General features: G+C 67.5%; 15 protein-coding genes and 1 tRNA gene. 6 read left to right on the top strand and 10 right to left on the bottom strand.

What is annotated here, in order from left to right:
* Positions 1–89 precede the first annotated feature (89 nt).
* Together VHO04_RS03190 and VHO04_RS03185 are read right to left on the bottom strand one after the other, a co-directional pair.
* Positions 90–164, bottom strand: a tRNA-Gln gene (locus tag VHO04_RS03190).
* 55 nt (positions 165–219) lie between these two features.
* A complete protein-coding gene (locus tag VHO04_RS03185) occupies positions 220–1,305 on the bottom strand; it encodes a branched-chain amino acid aminotransferase (RefSeq protein WP_329627003.1) in 1,086 nt (361 codons plus the stop codon).
* A 91-nt stretch (positions 1,306–1,396) separates the two neighbouring features.
* Between VHO04_RS03185 and VHO04_RS03180 the strand changes: the two genes are divergently transcribed.
* On the top strand, positions 1,397–1,906 hold the full coding sequence (locus tag VHO04_RS03180; RefSeq protein WP_329627002.1) for a MarR family winged helix-turn-helix transcriptional regulator: 510 nt from the start codon (positions 1,397–1,399) through the stop codon (positions 1,904–1,906).
* Here VHO04_RS03180 and proC read toward each other — a convergent pair.
* Positions 1,903–2,733, bottom strand: coding sequence for a pyrroline-5-carboxylate reductase (proC, locus tag VHO04_RS03175; protein WP_329627001.1), 831 nt, complete (start codon positions 2,731–2,733; stop codon positions 1,903–1,905). The genes VHO04_RS03180 and proC overlap by 4 nt on opposite strands.
* Positions 2,734–2,753: 20 nt before the next feature.
* Positions 2,754–4,439, bottom strand: a complete 1,686-nt coding sequence (locus VHO04_RS03170; protein ID WP_329627000.1) for an alkaline phosphatase family protein — start codon at positions 4,437–4,439, stop codon at positions 2,754–2,756.
* A gap of 124 nt (positions 4,440–4,563) precedes the next feature.
* On the opposite strand from VHO04_RS03170, the gene VHO04_RS03165 reads away from it, so the two are divergent.
* From VHO04_RS03165 to VHO04_RS03145, 5 genes are all read left to right on the top strand, one after another.
* The gene (locus tag VHO04_RS03165) at positions 4,564–6,456 is read left to right on the top strand and encodes a protein-disulfide reductase DsbD family protein (protein WP_329626999.1); all 1,893 of its coding nucleotides are present in this window, start codon (positions 4,564–4,566) and stop codon (positions 6,454–6,456) included.
* Between the two features lie 148 nt (positions 6,457–6,604).
* Positions 6,605–7,345 (top strand): TlyA family RNA methyltransferase, encoded by a 741-nt coding sequence (locus tag VHO04_RS03160; protein WP_329627018.1) that lies wholly within the window; start codon positions 6,605–6,607, stop codon positions 7,343–7,345.
* 62 nt (positions 7,346–7,407) lie between these two features.
* Positions 7,408–7,959 (top strand): TspO/MBR family protein, encoded by a 552-nt coding sequence (locus VHO04_RS03155; RefSeq protein WP_329626998.1) that lies wholly within the window; start codon positions 7,408–7,410, stop codon positions 7,957–7,959.
* A 37-nt stretch (positions 7,960–7,996) separates the two neighbouring features.
* Positions 7,997–8,305: an accessory factor UbiK family protein gene (locus tag VHO04_RS03150; protein ID WP_329626997.1), complete on the top strand. Its 309-nt coding sequence runs from the start codon at positions 7,997–7,999 to the stop codon at positions 8,303–8,305.
* Positions 8,306–8,474: 169 nt separating this feature from the next.
* Complete coding sequence (locus VHO04_RS03145; RefSeq protein ID WP_329626996.1) at positions 8,475–8,981, top strand: YbjN domain-containing protein; 507 nt, start codon at positions 8,475–8,477, stop codon at positions 8,979–8,981.
* A 164-nt stretch (positions 8,982–9,145) separates the two neighbouring features.
* Here VHO04_RS03145 and VHO04_RS03140 read toward each other — a convergent pair whose 3' ends face one another.
* From VHO04_RS03140 to VHO04_RS03115, 6 genes are all read right to left on the bottom strand, one after another.
* Positions 9,146–10,099, bottom strand: a complete 954-nt coding sequence (locus VHO04_RS03140) for a right-handed parallel beta-helix repeat-containing protein (protein WP_329626995.1) — start codon at positions 10,097–10,099, stop codon at positions 9,146–9,148.
* A 126-nt stretch (positions 10,100–10,225) separates the two neighbouring features.
* Positions 10,226–12,847: a methionine synthase gene (metH, locus tag VHO04_RS03135; RefSeq protein WP_329626994.1), complete on the bottom strand. Its 2,622-nt coding sequence runs from the start codon at positions 12,845–12,847 to the stop codon at positions 10,226–10,228.
* 22 nt (positions 12,848–12,869) lie between these two features.
* On the bottom strand, positions 12,870–13,394 hold the full coding sequence (locus VHO04_RS03130; protein ID WP_329626993.1) for an N-acetyltransferase: 525 nt from the start codon (positions 13,392–13,394) through the stop codon (positions 12,870–12,872).
* A complete protein-coding gene (locus VHO04_RS03125) occupies positions 13,394–14,458 on the bottom strand; it encodes a homocysteine S-methyltransferase family protein (RefSeq protein ID WP_329626992.1) in 1,065 nt (354 codons plus the stop codon). Before VHO04_RS03125 ends, VHO04_RS03130 begins: the two co-directional genes overlap by 1 nt.
* The gene (metF, locus tag VHO04_RS03120; protein ID WP_329626991.1) at positions 14,455–15,399 is read right to left on the bottom strand and encodes a methylenetetrahydrofolate reductase; all 945 of its coding nucleotides are present in this window, start codon (positions 15,397–15,399) and stop codon (positions 14,455–14,457) included. Before metF ends, VHO04_RS03125 begins: the two co-directional genes overlap by 4 nt.
* Positions 15,396–16,376 (bottom strand): metalloregulator ArsR/SmtB family transcription factor, encoded by a 981-nt coding sequence (locus VHO04_RS03115; protein WP_329626990.1) that lies wholly within the window; start codon positions 16,374–16,376, stop codon positions 15,396–15,398. The genes metF and VHO04_RS03115 overlap by 4 nt, the downstream gene beginning before the upstream one ends.
* Positions 16,377–16,442: the final 66 nt, after the last annotated feature.

The raw sequence follows: 16,442 nt of genomic DNA, 5'->3' as shown, positions 1-16,442 counted from the left end.
AGCAATTGATGCCACTGCGATGGTCGGCCTTGCTCAGTTAAGGGAGAAACCTGGGGTTTTCCGTCCCTTGGCTGAGGCACAGCACCGGCTGGCTGGGGCGGCAGGATTCGAACCTGCGAATGGCGGCATCAAAAGCCGCTGCCTTACCGCTTGGCGACGCCCCAACGGCCGGTGCGACGCGCGCTCTATAGCGCGGCGCCGGCGATTGCAAGAAAGGGGTTAAAGCCGCGTGACCCAGCCGTGGGGGTCTGCCGCCAGACCGCGCTGGATGCTCACCAACCGGTCCTTGAGCATGTTCGTGACCTGGCCGGGGCCGCCGGCGCCGATCGTGAAGCTGCTCTCGCCGCGCGTCACCTTGCCGACCGGGGTCACCACCGCGGCGGTGCCGCAGGCGAAGCTTTCGGTGAGGCGGCCGCTTTCCGCGTCGGCCTGCCACTGGTCGATCGCATAGCGCTCCTCGCGCACCGTCAGCCCGGCGTCCTTCGCCAACGTGATCAGCGCGTCGCGGGTGATGCCGGGCAGGATCGTGCCGGTCAGCGGCGGCGTGACGATGCTGCCATCGTCCATGACGAAGAACATGTTCATGCCGCCCAGTTCCTCGATCCAGCGATGCTCGGCAGCGTCGAGGAAGACGACCTGGTCGTGCCCCTTGGCGATCGCCTCGCTCTGCGCGACGAGGCTCGCGGCATAGTTGCCGCCGCATTTGGCGGCACCGGTGCCGCCCGGCGCGGCGCGGGTATAATCCTCCGACACCCACAGCGACACCGCGGGCGCGCCCGACTTGAAATAATTGCCGACCGGCGAGACGATGACGAGGAAATGATATTCGGACGCCGGCTTGACGCCCAGAAACACCTCGCTCGCATACATGAAGGGGCGAAGATAGAGCGCGCCGCCCGCGACCGGCGGGAACCAGTCGGCGTCGGCGGCGACGGCTTCCCTGACCGCCGCGATGAACAATTCCTCGGGCAGTTCGGCCATCGCCATGCGGCGCGCGCTGGCGTTGAAGCGCGCGGCGTTGGCCTCGGCCCGGAACAGCGCCATCGAACCGTCGTCGAGGCGATAGGCCTTCAGCCCCTCGAAGATTTCCTGCGCATAATGGAGCACCGCGGTCGCGGGATCGAGCGACAGCGGCCCGCGCGGCATCACCTTCGCGTCGTGCCAGCCGATCCCCTCCTTGTAGCGGATCGACACCATATGGTCGGTGAAGATGCGCCCGAACTGCGGATCGGCGATCGCCGCCGCGCGTACGTCGTCCGCCGTCGGATTGGGATGCGGAAGGCGGGCGAAGGCGGGAGCAAGCATGACGGAAACCCTTGTTATTCGGGATGTGACTCAGGGATGAGAGATGCGCGCCTCTTGCCAAAGGCAGGCGCCGAGCGCAACGGTAGCGACCATGGATGATGAAAATTTTCTTTCACAGGTTCCCGCCGCCTCTGCCCTTTTCTTGCGCGAGGCCGAGGTGCGCCGCGGCATCGAATATCTGTTTTTCGGCCATGGCGCGCTGTGGCGCGCGATCGACGCGCGGCTTGCCGAACATGCGCTCGGGCGCGCGCATTACCGCTCGCTCTATTTCATCGCGCGTGCGCCGGGAATCACGATTTCGGACCTGCTCGCGCTGCTCGGCATCACCAAGCAGTCGCTCGGGCGGGTGATCAAGGAGCTCGAGGCGCGCGACTATCTGACGACGCGCCCCGGCGGCCGCGACCGGCGGCAGAAGGAACTGCGCCTCACCCCCGGCGGCCGCGCGGTCGAGGCCGCGATCTTCCAGCAGCTCCGCGACGCGATGAGCCGCGCCTATACCCATGCCGGGCAGCAGGCGGTGACCGGCTTCTGGCAGGTCAGCGAAGCGCTGATGCCCCCGCGCGAGCGCGAGCGGGTGGCGAAGCTGGGGAACGAAGGCTAAGCGTCGCCGCGCGCAATATCCGCAAGCTCGCGGCCACGGTCGCGCGCCGCGCGCAGCACATTGGTGAACAGCGCCGCGAGTTGGCCGTCCTCGTCGAGCACGTCGAGCCCCGCCTGCGTCGTCCCGCCCTTGCTCGCGACCTGCGCGATCAGCGTGCCGGGCTTTTCACCGCTGCCCTCGAGCAGCGCAGTCGAGCCGCCGAAGGTCGCCATCGCGAGCTTCTGCGCATCGTCGGCCGATAGGCCGAGGCGTTCGCCCGCCGCGGCATAGGATTCGATCAGGCGAAAGACGAAGGCGGGGCCGCTGCCGGTGAAGGCGGTGACGAGATCCATCGCCGTGTCGTCGGCGAGCGGCACCACGGTGCCGAGCGGGGTCAGCAGCGCCGTCACCGCCGCCTCATCGGCATCCCCGGCGCTGGCGACCGCCGACACGCCCGCGCCGATGCGCGCCGCAAGATTTGGCAGGATGCGCACCTGCGCCCGTGCCTCGGGGAAGCGCGCCGCGAGATCGGCGAGCGACACGCCGGCGAGGATCGACAGCAGATGGACCCCGCCCGTCGCGATCGGCGCGAGGTCGGCCGCGACCTCGCCGAGCTGCTGCGGCTTCATGCCGAGCATGACCCAGTCGGCGCCGGTGCCGGTGTCCTTCCATTCGGCCAGCGATGCGAAATGCGCGATTCCCGCGCGCGGGGCCGCGAAGGGATCGACGATCGCGACCGACGCCGGGTCGAGCCCGGCGGCGAGCCAGCGATCGAGCATCGCGCCCGCCATATTCCCGCACCCGACCAGCAGCAGCCGGCCGCCGAAATTCCGCAAAGTCTTGCTCATGGTCCCTTTTCTTCTTCGCTCTAGCGACAACTGCTCTCGGGCCCCGAGAGGAGGTCGAGGCAGCGGCCGTCGATCTTGTCCGCGTCGAGCGACACCCCGATCACCGCCGCGAGCGTCGGGAGAATGTCCACCGTCATCACGGCATTCGGTTGCTCGAACCCGGTGAGTCCCTTGCGCCAGAACAGCATCGGCACCCGCCGGTCATAATCCCACACCGACCCGTGCGTCGCGACATAGCCCATGCCCGATTCGGCGATCGGCGTCACGCGCGGTTTCAGGACGACGATGAAATCGCCCGACCGCTGCGGATTATAGGAGGCGCGGAGCTTGTCGAGCAGGCTCCAGGTGTCGGGCGACTGTTTCGAGATCGGCCGCGCGGCCAGTTCCTCGCCGGTCACCACCGTCTCGACCTGGCGATGCGCCTTGAAGCGCGCGACCAGCTCGGCCATCGCCGCCTTGCGCTGCGCCGCGGTCAGCGCCTTCGACAGATACATGTCGCCGAAAGGACCGTCGCTGTAGAGCAAGGGCTGCGGCAGGCCGAGCTTTTCGGCAACCGCCTGGCCCATCGCATCGGGATCGAGCGATTTCTCGACGCGCTCGGCGGCCGGCCAGGCGTTCTGGCGATTGCGCTCGGGCAGGTCGTGGCCGCCGTGATCGGCGGTCAGCATCACCATATAATCGATCCCCGTCGCGTCGAGCCGCGCGAAGAAATCGCCGAGCTGGCGGTCGAGCGCGAGCATCTGCATGCACATCTCGCTGCCTTCGGTGCCGGTGCCATGGCCGATATAGTCGGTCGCCGACAGGCCGAGGATCAACAGGTCGGTGGTATCGCCCTCGCCCATCTTGCGCGCGGCGCGGAGCGCGGCGCCCGCGGCGAGGACGGCGCCGTCGGCTTCGGGCGACGCCATGAAGCGGCGGAAATCGCCGCCGTCGCGCTGAAAATGCCAGGTGCCGACGGTGGCGCCCTTATCGCCGATGGGGATGGCGATGTCGTGCGACACGCAATCGGCGGGAAGCGCCAGCGCGGGGCGCGGCGCGGCGATCGCGGCGGCGATCGCGGCGCTCGCCTGCTGCGCGATCGGCGACAGTGTGGTGCCGCGATAGCTGGTCAGCCCGCCGGGAAAGAGCCACATCAGCTCGTCGGCCTTGCGCCCGCCCATCATGATCGCGGCGCGGTCCTTGCCCGCGACCGATACGACCTGCGCCTTCGGATTAGCGGCCTTCATCCAGTCGCCGAGCGTCGCGACCATCAGGTGATTGACCGACGCCGCATATTTCTTCGAGCTGGTGTCGGGGACGGTCTCGTCCTCGGCGCAATAGAGGCGCTTGTCGGCGCGCGCGGCCGACAGGTCGAAGAAATTATTCGCGATGATGCCGGTGTGTGCGGGATGATTGCCGGTCAGGATCGTCGAATGGCCGGGGCAGGTTTCGGTCGCGCCATGCGCCTGATAGCCCGAGGGGAAGACGACGCCCGACGCGAGCCGCGCGAGGCCGCCGGTGAAATGGCTGCGATATTCGGCGAAGAGGTCGGCCGAGAACTGATCGACCGAGATGGCGATGACCAGCTTTGGCGCGGGGGTGGCCGCGGTCACCTTGGCAACGGGCGCGGGGGCAACGGGCGCGGCCGAATCCTGCGCCAGAACGGCGCCCGTGGCGGCGATCGAGAGGGTGGCGGCAAGGGCGGTGGCGAGATATTTGAACGTCACGGGGCAGCTTCTCCGGTAAGGGGCGTCGGCGCGGGCTGTCCTCTCGGCGAAAGCCGCCTATATGGCAAGCCTTGACGAGACGAACGGCGGCGGGCGGACAGTGGATTTGCACAGGCATGGGATTGTGACATTTTGGCGCGCCGCGCTGGCGCTGCTGGCACTCGTGACGCTGACAATCGCCCCCGCGCGAGCGCAGGCGCCGCATATCGCAGCGAAGCTCGTCGCCGAGTCCGCCACGCCTGCGCCGGGCGGAATCACCGCGATCGCGCTGACGATGGCGCCCGAAAAGGGCTGGCACGGCTATTGGCTGAACGGCGGCGATGCAGGCTTCGGGCTGCAGGTCGAATGGAATGCGCCCGAGGGGGTGACGGTCACCCCCTTCCGCTATCCGGTGCCCGAGGCGCTGATCCTGTTCGGGATGATGAATCATGTCTACGAGCATCCCTATGCGCTGCTCGCCGACGTCCGCGTCGACAAAGGCGTCACGCCGGGCACCGACCTGACGCTGACCGGCCTCGCCAACTGGCTCGCCTGCACCGACAAGGTGTGCGTCCCCGAAAAGGCGGTGATCTCGGTCGCGCTGAAGGCGGGCGACGGCCAGATCGCGGCGGCCGAGCGCACCCGCTTCGACGCCTGGCGCGCGCGCCTGCCGCAACCGCTCGACCGCGCCGGGGCGTGGGAGCGCAAGGGCGACACGGTGCGGTTCGGCGTCCCGCTGCCCGCGGGCGCGGCGCTCGACGCGCCGCACCTGTTCCTCGAAACCCCAAATGTCGTCGATTATCCCGCCGCGCAGAGCTTCAGCCGCAACGGCGACTGGATCATCGTCGAGACCAGGGCGAAGGGCGACGCGGCGGGGCCGGTGCAAGGCCTGCTCAAACTGTCCGACGGACGCGGGCTGACCGTCCGTTTCGAGCCCGGCGCGGTCAGCGTTTCCGGTAAGCCGATCGCCACCGCATCGGGCGGGATCGACATGGGGCTGTTCTGGGCCGCACTCGGCGGCGCAATTCTCGGCGGCCTCATCCTCAACCTGATGCCCTGCGTCTTTCCGATCCTCAGCCTCAAGGCGCTGAGCCTTGCCCGCTCGGGCGGCGATGCACGCACGGCGAAAGTCGAGGCGGTCGCCTATACCGCCGGGGCGGTGCTCGTCTGCCTCGCGCTCGGGGGCCTTCTTCTCGGCCTGCGCGCAGCGGGCGAGCAGGTCGGGTGGGCGTTCCAGTTGCAGCATCCGGTGAGCGTCCTGCTGCTTCTCATCCTCGCCGTCGCGATCACCCTCAACCTACTCGGCGCCTATGAACTGCCCTCCTTCGGCGGCGGGCAAAAGCTGGCGAATCAGGGCGGCGCGGCGGGCGGTTTCTGGACCGGTGCGCTCGCCGCCTTCGTCGCGACTCCGTGCAGCGGGCCTTTGCTCGGTGCGGCGCTCGGCGCGACGCTGGTGCTGCCCGCATGGGCGGCGCTGCCAATCTTCGGCGGGCTCGGGTTGGGTCTGGCGTTGCCCTTCCTCGCCATCGGCTTCGTCCCGGCGCTGCGCAACCGCCTGCCGAAACCGGGGCCGTGGATGGCGACATTCCGCAAGTGGATGGCGTTGCCGATGGCGCTGACCGCGCTCGCGCTGGCCGTGCTGCTGTGGCGGCAGGTCGATGGCGGCTGGACCGATCGAGGCGCGCCGTCGGCGGCGGCATCGGGCGATAGTTTTACCCCCACCGCGCTCGCCAAGGCCCGCGCATCAGGCAAGCCCGTCTTCGTCTATTTCACCGCCGACTGGTGCCTGTCGTGCAAGGCGAACGAGGCGGGCGCGATCAATCGCGAAGCGGTGCGGGACGCCTTCAGGCGGAAGGGCGTCGTCACGCTCGTCGGCGACTGGACCAATGGCGATCCGGTCATCACCCGCACGCTGGCCGAGCATGGCCGCAACAGCGTGCCGCTCTACCTCTGGTATGCGCCGGGCGCGGCGCAGGCGGAGATATTGCCGCAAATCCTGACGCCGGGACTGCTCGCCGACAAGGCGGAAGGACGGTGATCCTCCTCCATCGTCATTGCGAGCCCTTCGCCTGCCTTGCAGGCGCTCAGGATAAACTGCGCGAAGCAATCTCCAGCCATCGGCAAGGCGGGACGATGGCTGGAGATTGCTTCGTCGCTACGCTCCTCGCAATGACGGGGAAAATATGATGGCCAAGCAGCGCGCCGACCAGTTGCTCGTCGATCGCGGGCTGGCCGAGAGCCGCACGCGCGCGCAGGCGCTGATTCTCGCGGGGCTGGCCTTCGTCGGCGACCGCAAGATCGACAAGGCGGGGCAGCAGATCGCCGATGATGCCGCCATCAGCGTCAAGGGCCGCGATCATCCGTGGGTGTCGCGCGGCGGGATCAAGCTCGACCATGCGCTCACGCATCTCGGCTGGGACGTGGCGGACGCGGTCGCAATCGACGTCGGCTCGTCGACCGGCGGTTTCACCGACGTATTGCTGAGCCGCGGCGCCGCGCGGGTCTATGCGGTGGACTCGGGCACCAACCAGCTCGCGTGGAAGCTGCGGCAGGACGATCGCGTCATCGTTCACGAACAGACGAGCGCGCGCATCCTGACCGCCGAGCATATCTCCGAACCTGTCGACCTGATCGTCTGCGACGCGAGCTTCATCGCCTTGTCGAAGGTGCTGCCGGTGCCGCTGTCCTTTGCAAAGGACGGCGCGCGGCTGGTCGCGCTGATCAAGCCGCAGTTCGAGGCCGCGCGGCACGAGGTCGGCAAAAAAGGCGTTGTCCGCGACGCAGCGGTGCATCAGCGGGTGTGCGCCGAGGTCCGCGATTGGTTGACGCGCGAAGGCTGGACGGTCCTCGATCTGGTCGAAAGCCCGATCACCGGGCCCGAGGGCAATGTCGAATTTCTGATCGCCGCGACGAAGCGAGCCGCTTGACGGCGCAAATTCCAGCCGCAACACCTGTAACCCGCAGAATCGCGAAAGGGGACCAGCCAAGCATGAGCGAGATTGCCACGCCCGACCAGCTCCGTATGTCCTATTGGCGCTGGGCGATGGTGACCGTGCCGGCGATCGTGCTGATCGGCAGCCTGTCCGGGCTGCTGTCGAACAGCGGCTACGGCAACCGCTGGTTCGCGGCGCTCAACCTGCCCGCCATCACGCCGCCGGGCTGGGTGTTCGCGGTCGTCTGGCCGCTCCTTTATATCGGCCTCGGCCTGGCGCTCGCGATGGTCCTGCACGCGCGTGGCGCGAAGGGGCGCGGGTTCGCGCTGCTGCTCTTCTTCGTCCAGCTCGTCGCCAATTTCGCCTGGTCGCCGCTCTTCTTCGGTGCGCATCAGGTGACGACGGCGCTCTATCTGATCATCTTCATTCTGATGGTGACCGTCGCGACCGCCTTTGCCTTCGCGCCGATCCGCAAGGCCGCGGCGTGGCTGCTCGTCCCCTATATGGCGTGGCTCCTGTTCGCCGCGACCCTCAATTTCCAGATCGACCAGCGCAATCCCGACGCCGAAACCCTTGTCCCCGCCGCCGCCAGCACCCAGATAGGGTGAGGCAAGGGATCATCTCCCCGACGAAGGAATTTTGAAAATGCAGAGCGAGAACCGCTTTTTCGACGATCTGGCGAAGATGGTGAACGGCATCGCCGGCACCGTCGCGGGCGCCGGCCGCGAGGCCGAGGCCGCGATGCGCGAGCGCGCCAAGGAATTCGTCGGCCGCATGGACTTCGTCAGCCGCGAGGAGTTCGAGGCGGTGAAGGAAATGGCCGCCAAGGCACGTGCCGAAGCCGAAGCGCTGAAGGCGCGGCTGGACAAGCTGGAGGGCGCGGCCAAGCCCGCCGCGGCGCCCAAGGCGGCACCGAAGCCGGCGGCGAAACCGAAGGCCGCACCCAAAAAATGATCGTCACTCCGGCGAAGGCCGGGGTCTCGACCTTTCGGATGTTTTCACCGGCGAGATCCCGGCCCCCTCGACTGCCTTGCAGGCGCTCGGGACAGGCTTCGCCGGGATCACCTGCCCTATGCGGGCTGCAGACTCGCCACCTGCCGCAACACCCGCTAAAGGCCCCCGCATGAGTGACGATATCTACGACGACGAGGACGGCCAGGAAGCGGCGCCGATCGACATGATCGCCTCCTATTTCGCCGCGCACGACTGGCCGCACGAGATGGTCGGCGAGGACGAGATCGTCGCGACCGCGCAGGGAAGCTGGACCGCCTATGAGCTGCGTGCGGTTTGGCGTCCCGAGGACGGGGTGATCCAGTTGCTCACCTTCCCCGACATCCGCGTCGTCGAGGACAAGCGCGCCGTCGCGCACGAAGCGCTGGCGATGATCAACGAGCAGCTCTGGCTCGGCCATTTCGAGCTATGGTCGAACAGCGGCACGATCCTCTATCGCCACGGAATGCTCGTCGGCAGCGATGCGCAACTGCCGCTCGACCTCGCCGAGACGCTGATCGAAAGCGCGATCGACGAATGCGAGCGCTTCTATCCGGTGTTCCAGTTCGTGCTATGGGGCGGCAAGACCCCCGCCGAAGCGCTCGCCGCTTCGCTGATCGAGACGCGCGGCGAGGCGTAGACCGCAAGGCGGTGCCGGCCGGAATCGTCATTGCGAGCGAAGCGAAGCAATCTCCAGCTATCACTCTCGCCGGAAGATAGCTGGAGATTGCTTCGCTTCGCTCGCAATGACGGAGCGGGTCAAACCAAAACGATCACGCCCTAAGTTCGCCCCTTTCTTGGGGCCTAGCGTTTCTCGAACCTCGTGATCTTCGCTCCCAGCTCGTTGGCGCCGATCGCCAGCGGCTCGCCGCTCCAGTCGGCGACGAACACCGACGGCCAGCTTACCTCGGGTGACAGGCTCGCCCGGTTGCCCGAAATGGCGAGGCCGCGCGAGGGATGGTCGCGCGCTTCGGCGGCGACCGCGATAAAGGCCGAGTGATTTTCCTTGTCGGCCCCCTGCACGAACAAATTATTCACGATCCGCCCGGTCGATCCCGCCGGCAGGTCGATCATATAATTGGTCGCCTTGCCCTGCGTGTCGTCGAAGCTGTTGTCGCTGACGTCGACGACGGCGGCGCGCGTCTTGAGATAATGGCCGCCGCTGCCCTTTTCGAAGCGCGTGCGGGTGACGACGACGCGGCCATAGTCGCCGGTATAGACGCTGTGCGCGCAGCTCAGCCCGCGGTCGCAGCGGCCGAGGCGCGAAAAGGTCGAGCGGTCGATCGTCAGCGTCGCCGCCGGGTCGTCGGCGGTCAAAATACCCTCCTCGCTGCTGCGGAACAGGCTGTTCTCGACCGCAAGATCGCTCTTTTCGAGGCGGATGCCCGCGCCGTTGCCGTCGGGGACGCGCATGTTCTGAAACACGATACCATCGACCTTCGCCCCGGCGCCGCGCAGCACGAGCGCCGCCTTCCCTTCGCAGACCACGCCGTCGAAGACTGCGCGGCCGGGCTCGGCAGCGACGAAGGCAACGCGGCCTTCGGTCTGGACCGCGCAGTCGCGGTGATAGCCGGACGCGATGCGGATCGTCCCCTCGCCATCGCCGATCGCGTCGACCGCATCCTGAAGGCGGGTGAAGCCCCGGCCATCGACACTATAGGGCGCGCCGCCGGTCTGCGCGGGCAGCGGTGCCGGCGCAAGGAGCAGCGGAAGGGCGAGCAGCGGCAACATCGGCCGGCGGGCAAGCGTCTGGATCATGGCGGCTTTATAACAGCTTCGGCGACGTCCGTCGTTCGCGAAGCTGGTTAACCGGCGCGCTGTCCCTTTATCGGACAACAGCCGCCACCGTCCTTAACCGTCGCCTCCGCGGGGGGCGACGGAGGATCAATCCAGATTCGGCCGCAGCCAGCGCGTCGCGGTTGCAAGATCGACCCCGCGCCGCTCGGCATAGTCGGCAAGCTGATCCTCGCCCACCCGCGCGACCCCAAAATAGCTCGCGTCGGGATGCCCGAAGTAAAAGCCCGAGACCGCCGCGGTCGGCAGCATCGCGAAATGATCGGTCAGCGTCGCGCCCGACGTGTTGCCCGCGTCGAGCAGATCGAACAGGATGCGCTTCAGGCTGTGCTCGGGGCAGGCCGGATAGCCGGGCGCCGGGCGGATGCCGCGATATTCCTCCTTGATGATCGCCTCGGGCGTCAGTTGCTCGTCCGGCGAATAGCCCCAGAGGTCGGTGCGGACATGCGCGTGGAGCCGCTCGGCAAAGGCTTCGGCGAAGCGATCGGCGAGCGCCTTCAGCAGGATGTCGCTATAATCGTCGTGCGCCGCCTTGAAGCGCGCAAGATGCGGCTCGATGCCGTGGATCGCCACAGAAAAGCCGCCGATCCAGTCGCCGTCGGGGCTGATGAAATCGGCGAGGCACATGTTCGGGCGCCCCTCGCGCTTGGCAATCTGCTGGCGGAGGAAGGGAAGACGGACGTGGCGCTCCTCTTCTTCGAGGTGGATGATCACATCGTCGCCGTCGCGGCGACACGGCCACAGCGCCGCGACCCCGCGCGCGTGGAGCCAGCCCTCGCCGACGATCTTCTCCAGCATCGCCTGCGCGTCGGCGAAGAGGCCGCGCGCGCTTTCGCCGACGATTTCGTCGTCGAGGATCGCCGGATAGACGCCCGCGAGTTCCCAGGCGCGAAAGAAGGGCGTCCAGTCGAACCATTCGACCAGTTCGGCGAGATCCCACTGGTCGAAGGCATGGACGCCGGGCTTTTCGGGCGGGAATGGCCGGATATGCTCGTCGATCGTGAAGCCGTTGGCGCGCGCATCCTCGATCGGGATCAGCGCGCTCTGCCCCTTGTTCGCGCGCACCTCGCGGATATGCTCGTAATCGGCCTTGTAGCCCCCGACGAACGCATCGCGGCCGGTGTCGCTGACCAGCGAAGTCGCGACGCCGACGGCCCGGCTCGCGTCGAGCACATGCAGCACCGGCCCTTCATAGGCGGGGTCGATACGCAGCGCGGTGTGGACCTTCGAGGTCGTCGCGCCGCCGATCAGCAGCGGCATCGTCATCCCCGCGCGCTGCATCTCCTCGGCCACCGTCACCATCTCGTCGAGCGACGGCGTGATCAGGCCGCTGAGGCCGATCATGTCGGCGTCATTCTCGTTCGCCGCTTCCAAAATCTTCGACCAGGGCACCATCACGCCCAGGTCGACGATTTCGAAGCCGTTGCACTGCAGCACGACGCCGACGATATTCTTGCCGATGTCGTGGACGTCGCCCTTGACCGTCGCCATCACGACCTTGCCCTTGCCCTTCGCTCCGGGCTCCTTCGCCGCCTCAATGAAGGGCAGCAGGTGCGCGACCGCCTTCTTCATCACGCGCGCCGATTTCACCACCTGCGGCAGGAACATCTTGCCCGACCCGAACAGGTCGCCGACGACGTTCATCCCATCCATCAGCGGGCCTTCGATCACCTCGATCGGGCGGTCCATCGTGAGGCGCATCTCCTCGGTATCGGGAACGATATGCGCGTCGATGCCCTTGACCAGCGCATGTTCGAGCCGCTTGCGCACCTCCCACCCGCGCCATTCCTCGGCGGCCTTTTCCTGCGCGGCATTGCTACCCTTGTAGCGTTCGGCGAGCACGATCAGCCGTTCGGTCGGGCTGTCCTCCTCCCCCTCGACCTTACGGTTGAGGATGACATCCTCGCAGGCGCTCCTGAGTTCGGGATCGATCGTGTCATAGACATCGAGCTGCCCCGCATTGACGATCGCCATGTCGAGCCCGGCGGGGATCGCATAATAAAGGAAGACGCTGTGCATCGCGCGGCGCACCGTCTCGTTACCGCGAAAGCCGAACGAGAGGTTGGACAGCCCGCCCGAGAAATGGACGTGCGGACAGCGGACGCGGATTTCCTTCACCGCCTCGATGAAGTCGACCGCATAATTGTCATGCTCTTCCAGCCCCGTCGCGATCGCGAAGATATTGGGGTCGAAGATGATGTCCTCGGGCGGAAAGCCGATGCCCATGAGCAGCTTGTAGGCGCGCTCGCAAATCTCGATCTTGCGCTGTTTCGTGTCGGCCTGTCCGACCTCGTCGAACGCCATCACGACGACCGCGGCGCCATAGGCCATGCATTTGCGCGCGTGGGCGAGGAAGGGCTCCTCGCCCTCCTTCATGCTGATAGAATTGACGATCGGCTTGCCCGGCACGCATTTCAGCCCCGCCTCGATCACCTCCCACTTCGAGCTGTCGATCATCACCGGCACCCGCGCGATGTCGGGTTCGGCGGCGATCAGCTTGAGGAAGGTCGTCATCGCGCGCACCGCGTCGAGCAGTCCCTCGTCCATGTTCACGTCGATGACCTGCGCGCCATTTTCGACCTGCTGGCGCGCGACCTCGACCGCCGCGGTGAAATCGTCGGCGAGGATCAGCTTCTTGAACGCCGCCGATCCGGTGACGTTGGTGCGCTCGCCGACGTTGACGAAGGAGGAAGAGGAGAGAGAGGCGGTCATCGGCGGTCCAAAAGGCAAAGGGTCAGAGGGCAAGCGGGCGGGCAAGGACAAGGTCGTCGTAGAGCTTGCCCCCGACGTCGAACCGGCGCGTCCCGATGTCGGCGAAACCCTGCTTGCGATAGAAGGCGAGCGCCCTTTCGTTGCGGGCATAGACGCCGAGGAGCAGGCGACGATGATCCCGCGCCGCGGCCACCGCCTCGCGCATCAGCGCGGCGCCCAGCCCGCTGCCGTGGAAGCGCGACAGCGAATAGATGCGCTTGAGCTCGATGTCGCCCTCTTCGGCCGCGGCGAGGTCGGGCGTGCCGACCAGCGCGAAGCCGATCGGGGCGCCGCCCGGCTGCGCCTCGGCAAGCCACGCCCGCGCGCCATCGGCCAACAAGGCACGATAGGCCGCGTCGCAATGCTTCGCGGCGCAATGCGAAACGATCGCATCGCCGTCGAGAATCCCCGCGAAGGTTTCGAGGAAGGTCGCGGCGCCGATCAGCGCCAGCGCGGCGGCGTCATCCGCTCCGGCCTCGCGGATCGTCCATGATGGTCCGTCGTCCATCAGGAGGCCGCCGCCGCAAAAGCCGCCATCGTGAACGGCTCCAGCCCCGCCAGCCGCGTGCGCACCGGCACGTCGGGAACATGCCGCGGCGCGAGGCCTTCGACAGCCTTCGCCATCGCCGCGATATGCGCGGGGGTCGAACCGCAGCAGCCGCCGAGGATATTGACCTGCCCGTGCGCCGCCCATTCGCGCACCAGCCCCGCGGTCGTATCGGGCATCTCGTCATATTCGCCGAGTTCGTTGGGCAGCCCGGCGTTCGGATAGACCATCACCAGCGTGTCGGCGAGGTCGGAGAGCACGCGCACATGCGGGCGAAGCTGCGCCGCGCCGAACGAACAGTTGAGCCCGATCGTCAGCGGCCGTGCATGGCGCACCGCATACCAGAAAGCCTCGACCGTGTGCCCCGACAGGTTGCGGCCCGAAAGGTCGGTGAGCGTCATCGAGATCATCAGCGGCAGTTCGCGTCCGACCTTCGCCTCGGCCTCCAGCGTCGCGGCGATCCCCGCCTTGGCGTTGAGCGTGTCGAAGATCGTCTCGATCAGGATGAAATCCGCCCCGCCCTCGGCGAGCGCGACAACCTGATCGAAATAGACTGCCTTCAACTCGTCGAAGTCGATCTCGCGAAAGCCCGGATTATTGACGTCGGGCGACAGCGACAGCGTCTTGTTCGTCGGCCCGACCGCGCCCGCGACGAAGCGGCGGCGGCCGTCTTGTTTCTCGAATTTGTCCGCCGCCTCGCGCCCCAGCCGTGCGCTTTCATGGTTGATGTCGGCGACCAGATGCTCGGCGCCGTAATCGGCCTGGCTGATCCGGTTGGCGCTGAAGGTGTTGGTCGAGACGATATCCGACCCCGCGGCAAGATAGGCCTCGCCGATCGCGGTCACGACATCGGGCCGCGTCAGCGCGAGGATGTCGTTATTGCCCTTCTGGTCGTGCGACAGGCCAAGATTTCCCGCATAATCGCTCTCGGCGAGCTTGCGGAGCTGGATCTGGGTGCCCCAGCCGCCGTCGGTCAGCAGGATTCGCTCCTTCGCGGCGGCTTTCAGGGCTTCGCGGGCGTTCATGCGGCTGCTTCCTCCGTCGCGGGGGCCGCCTTCGGGCGCAGGCCCAACAGGTGGCAGATGGCGTAGCTGAGCTCCGCCCGGTTGAGCGTGTAGAAATGGAAATCGCGCACCCCGCCCGCATAGAGACGGCGGCACATTTCGGCGGCGATCGTCGCGGCGACGAGCTGGCGTGCGGCGGGATGGTCGTCGAGCCCGTCGAACAGCGACACCATCCACGCCGGGATTTGCGTCCCGCACATATCGGCCATGCGCCGCGTCTGCGACACGTTCGACACCGGCAGGATGCCGGGAAGGATCGGCGCGTCGATCCCCGCCGCCGCCGCGGCGTCGCGAAAGCGCAGGAAGGCGTCGGGCGAGAAGAAGAATTGGGTGATCGCGCGGGTCGCGCCCGCATCGAGCTTGCGCTTGAGGTTATCGAGATCGGCCTCGGCGCACGACGCGTCGGGATGCACCTCGGGATAGGCGGCGACCGAAATATCGAACGGCGCGACTGCCTTCAGCCCCGCGACAAGCTCGATCGCATTGGCGTAGCCTTCCGGGTGCGCGCGATAGGGCGCGCCGCCGGGCATGTCGCCGCGCAGCGCGACGATATGCCGCACCCCCGCTTCCCAATAAGCCTCTGCCACCTCGTCGATCTCGGCGCGCGACGCCTCGACGCAGGTCAGGTGCGCGGCGGGCGCCACCGGGCTCGTCGCGGCGATCCGCGCGACCGTCGCATGGGTGCGCTCGCGCGTCGAACCGCCCGCGCCATAGGTCACCGAGACGAAGCTGGGGGCGAGCGGTTCGAGCGTGTGGAACGTGTCCCAGAGCTGCGCCTCCATCTTCTCGGTCTTGGGCGGGAAGAATTCGAAGCTGACGCCGATGTCGCCCGCCAGATCGGCGAAGAGCGGAGTCGCGGCGGCGCGGCGCGCCTCGGCGAGCGAGTTGAGGGTCGATGTCATGCCGCGAGCCTTTTGTCGTCGTTGGAAAGGGGAGCTTGCCTGTCGTCGCCGGCGCGGCGGCCGAGCCACAGCTTGACCGCGAGATCGCCGCCTTCGAGCGTCTGCGTATTTTCGAGCGCCAGCCCCGCCGCCGCGAACCAGCCACCGATCTGGGTATCGGAAAAGCCGAGGCGCGCGTGCGCGGCGAGCGTGCGCAACTCCTCGTCGGCGTGCGGCGCGAAATCGACGATCAGCAGATGCCCGCCGCCGCGCAGCACCCGCCCCGCCTCGGCGATCACCCGGTCGGGTTCGTGCGCGAAATGCAGCGCCTGATGGATGACGATGCTGTCGATGCTCGCGTCGGCGAGCGGCAGATTGAGGAAATCGCCCTGCACCAGATCGATCGGCGCCGCCTGCCCGGCAAGCTTGGCGCGCGCGAGGCGGAGCATCTCGGGGCTGCGGTCGAGCGCGGTGACGCGGTGCGCGGCGGGGGCGAAGATTTCGGCCATCCGGCCGGTCCCGGTGCCGATGTCGAGCAGATGGCCGAGCCCGCGACCGCCCATCATCGCCAGCATCGCGGCCTCGACCTCGCTTTCGGCGATATGGCGCGACCGGATCGCGTCCCATTCGGCGGCATGGTCGGCGAAATAGCGTTCGGCCGCCGCCGCGCGCTCGGCACGCACCGCGGCAAGGCGGCGCGCGTCGTTGGCGATGACCAGCGACTCGCCTTCCGAAAAGGGCCACGCCCCCGCCTGGGTGACGATGCCCGACACCGGCCCGTCGGTCGCGATCCGCAGAAAGACCCAGCTCCCCTCGCGCCGCCGTTCGACGATCCCGGCCTCGGCAAGGATGCGGACATGGCGCGAAACGCGCGGCTGGCTCTGGTCGAGCACCGCGGCGAGTTCGCCGATCGCCAGTTCCATTTCGCGCAGCAGCGCGACGACGCGCAGGCGCGTCGGGTCCGCAAGGGCGCGAAAAATGTCGAGCAGCTCGGCCATGAAATAGGATATAAAGCTTTCTTTATATCCGGTCAACCGAGCCGCGCACCTCCCCTCCGATTTTAT

The organism is Sphingopyxis sp. (assembly GCF_036261875.1).
Taxonomy (GTDB): Bacteria; Pseudomonadota; Alphaproteobacteria; order Sphingomonadales; family Sphingomonadaceae; genus Sphingopyxis.
Note: the sequence above shows the minus strand (reverse complement) of the source record. Positions and strands in the feature narration are given on the sequence as shown.

Coding starts and splice junctions, on each gene's coding strand:
- VHO04_RS03185 (WP_329627003.1), bottom strand. CDS start 1,305: ATGCTTGCTCCCGCCTTCGCCCGCCTTCCGCATCCCAATCCGACGGCG.
- VHO04_RS03180 (WP_329627002.1), top strand. CDS start 1,397: ATGGATGATGAAAATTTTCTTTCACAGGTTCCCGCCGCCTCTGCCCTT.
- proC (WP_329627001.1), bottom strand. CDS start 2,733: ATGAGCAAGACTTTGCGGAATTTCGGCGGCCGGCTGCTGCTGGTCGGG.
- VHO04_RS03160 (WP_329627018.1), top strand. CDS start 6,605: ATGGCCAAGCAGCGCGCCGACCAGTTGCTCGTCGATCGCGGGCTGGCC.
- VHO04_RS03155 (WP_329626998.1), top strand. CDS start 7,408: ATGAGCGAGATTGCCACGCCCGACCAGCTCCGTATGTCCTATTGGCGC.
- VHO04_RS03150 (WP_329626997.1), top strand. CDS start 7,997: ATGCAGAGCGAGAACCGCTTTTTCGACGATCTGGCGAAGATGGTGAAC.
- VHO04_RS03145 (WP_329626996.1), top strand. CDS start 8,475: ATGAGTGACGATATCTACGACGACGAGGACGGCCAGGAAGCGGCGCCG.
- VHO04_RS03140 (WP_329626995.1), bottom strand. CDS start 10,099: ATGATCCAGACGCTTGCCCGCCGGCCGATGTTGCCGCTGCTCGCCCTT.
- metH (WP_329626994.1), bottom strand. CDS start 12,847: ATGACCGCCTCTCTCTCCTCTTCCTCCTTCGTCAACGTCGGCGAGCGC.
- VHO04_RS03130 (WP_329626993.1), bottom strand. CDS start 13,394: ATGGACGACGGACCATCATGGACGATCCGCGAGGCCGGAGCGGATGAC.
- VHO04_RS03125 (WP_329626992.1), bottom strand. CDS start 14,458: ATGAACGCCCGCGAAGCCCTGAAAGCCGCCGCGAAGGAGCGAATCCTG.
- metF (WP_329626991.1), bottom strand. CDS start 15,399: ATGACATCGACCCTCAACTCGCTCGCCGAGGCGCGCCGCGCCGCCGCG.
- VHO04_RS03115 (WP_329626990.1), bottom strand. CDS start 16,376: ATGGCCGAGCTGCTCGACATTTTTCGCGCCCTTGCGGACCCGACGCGC.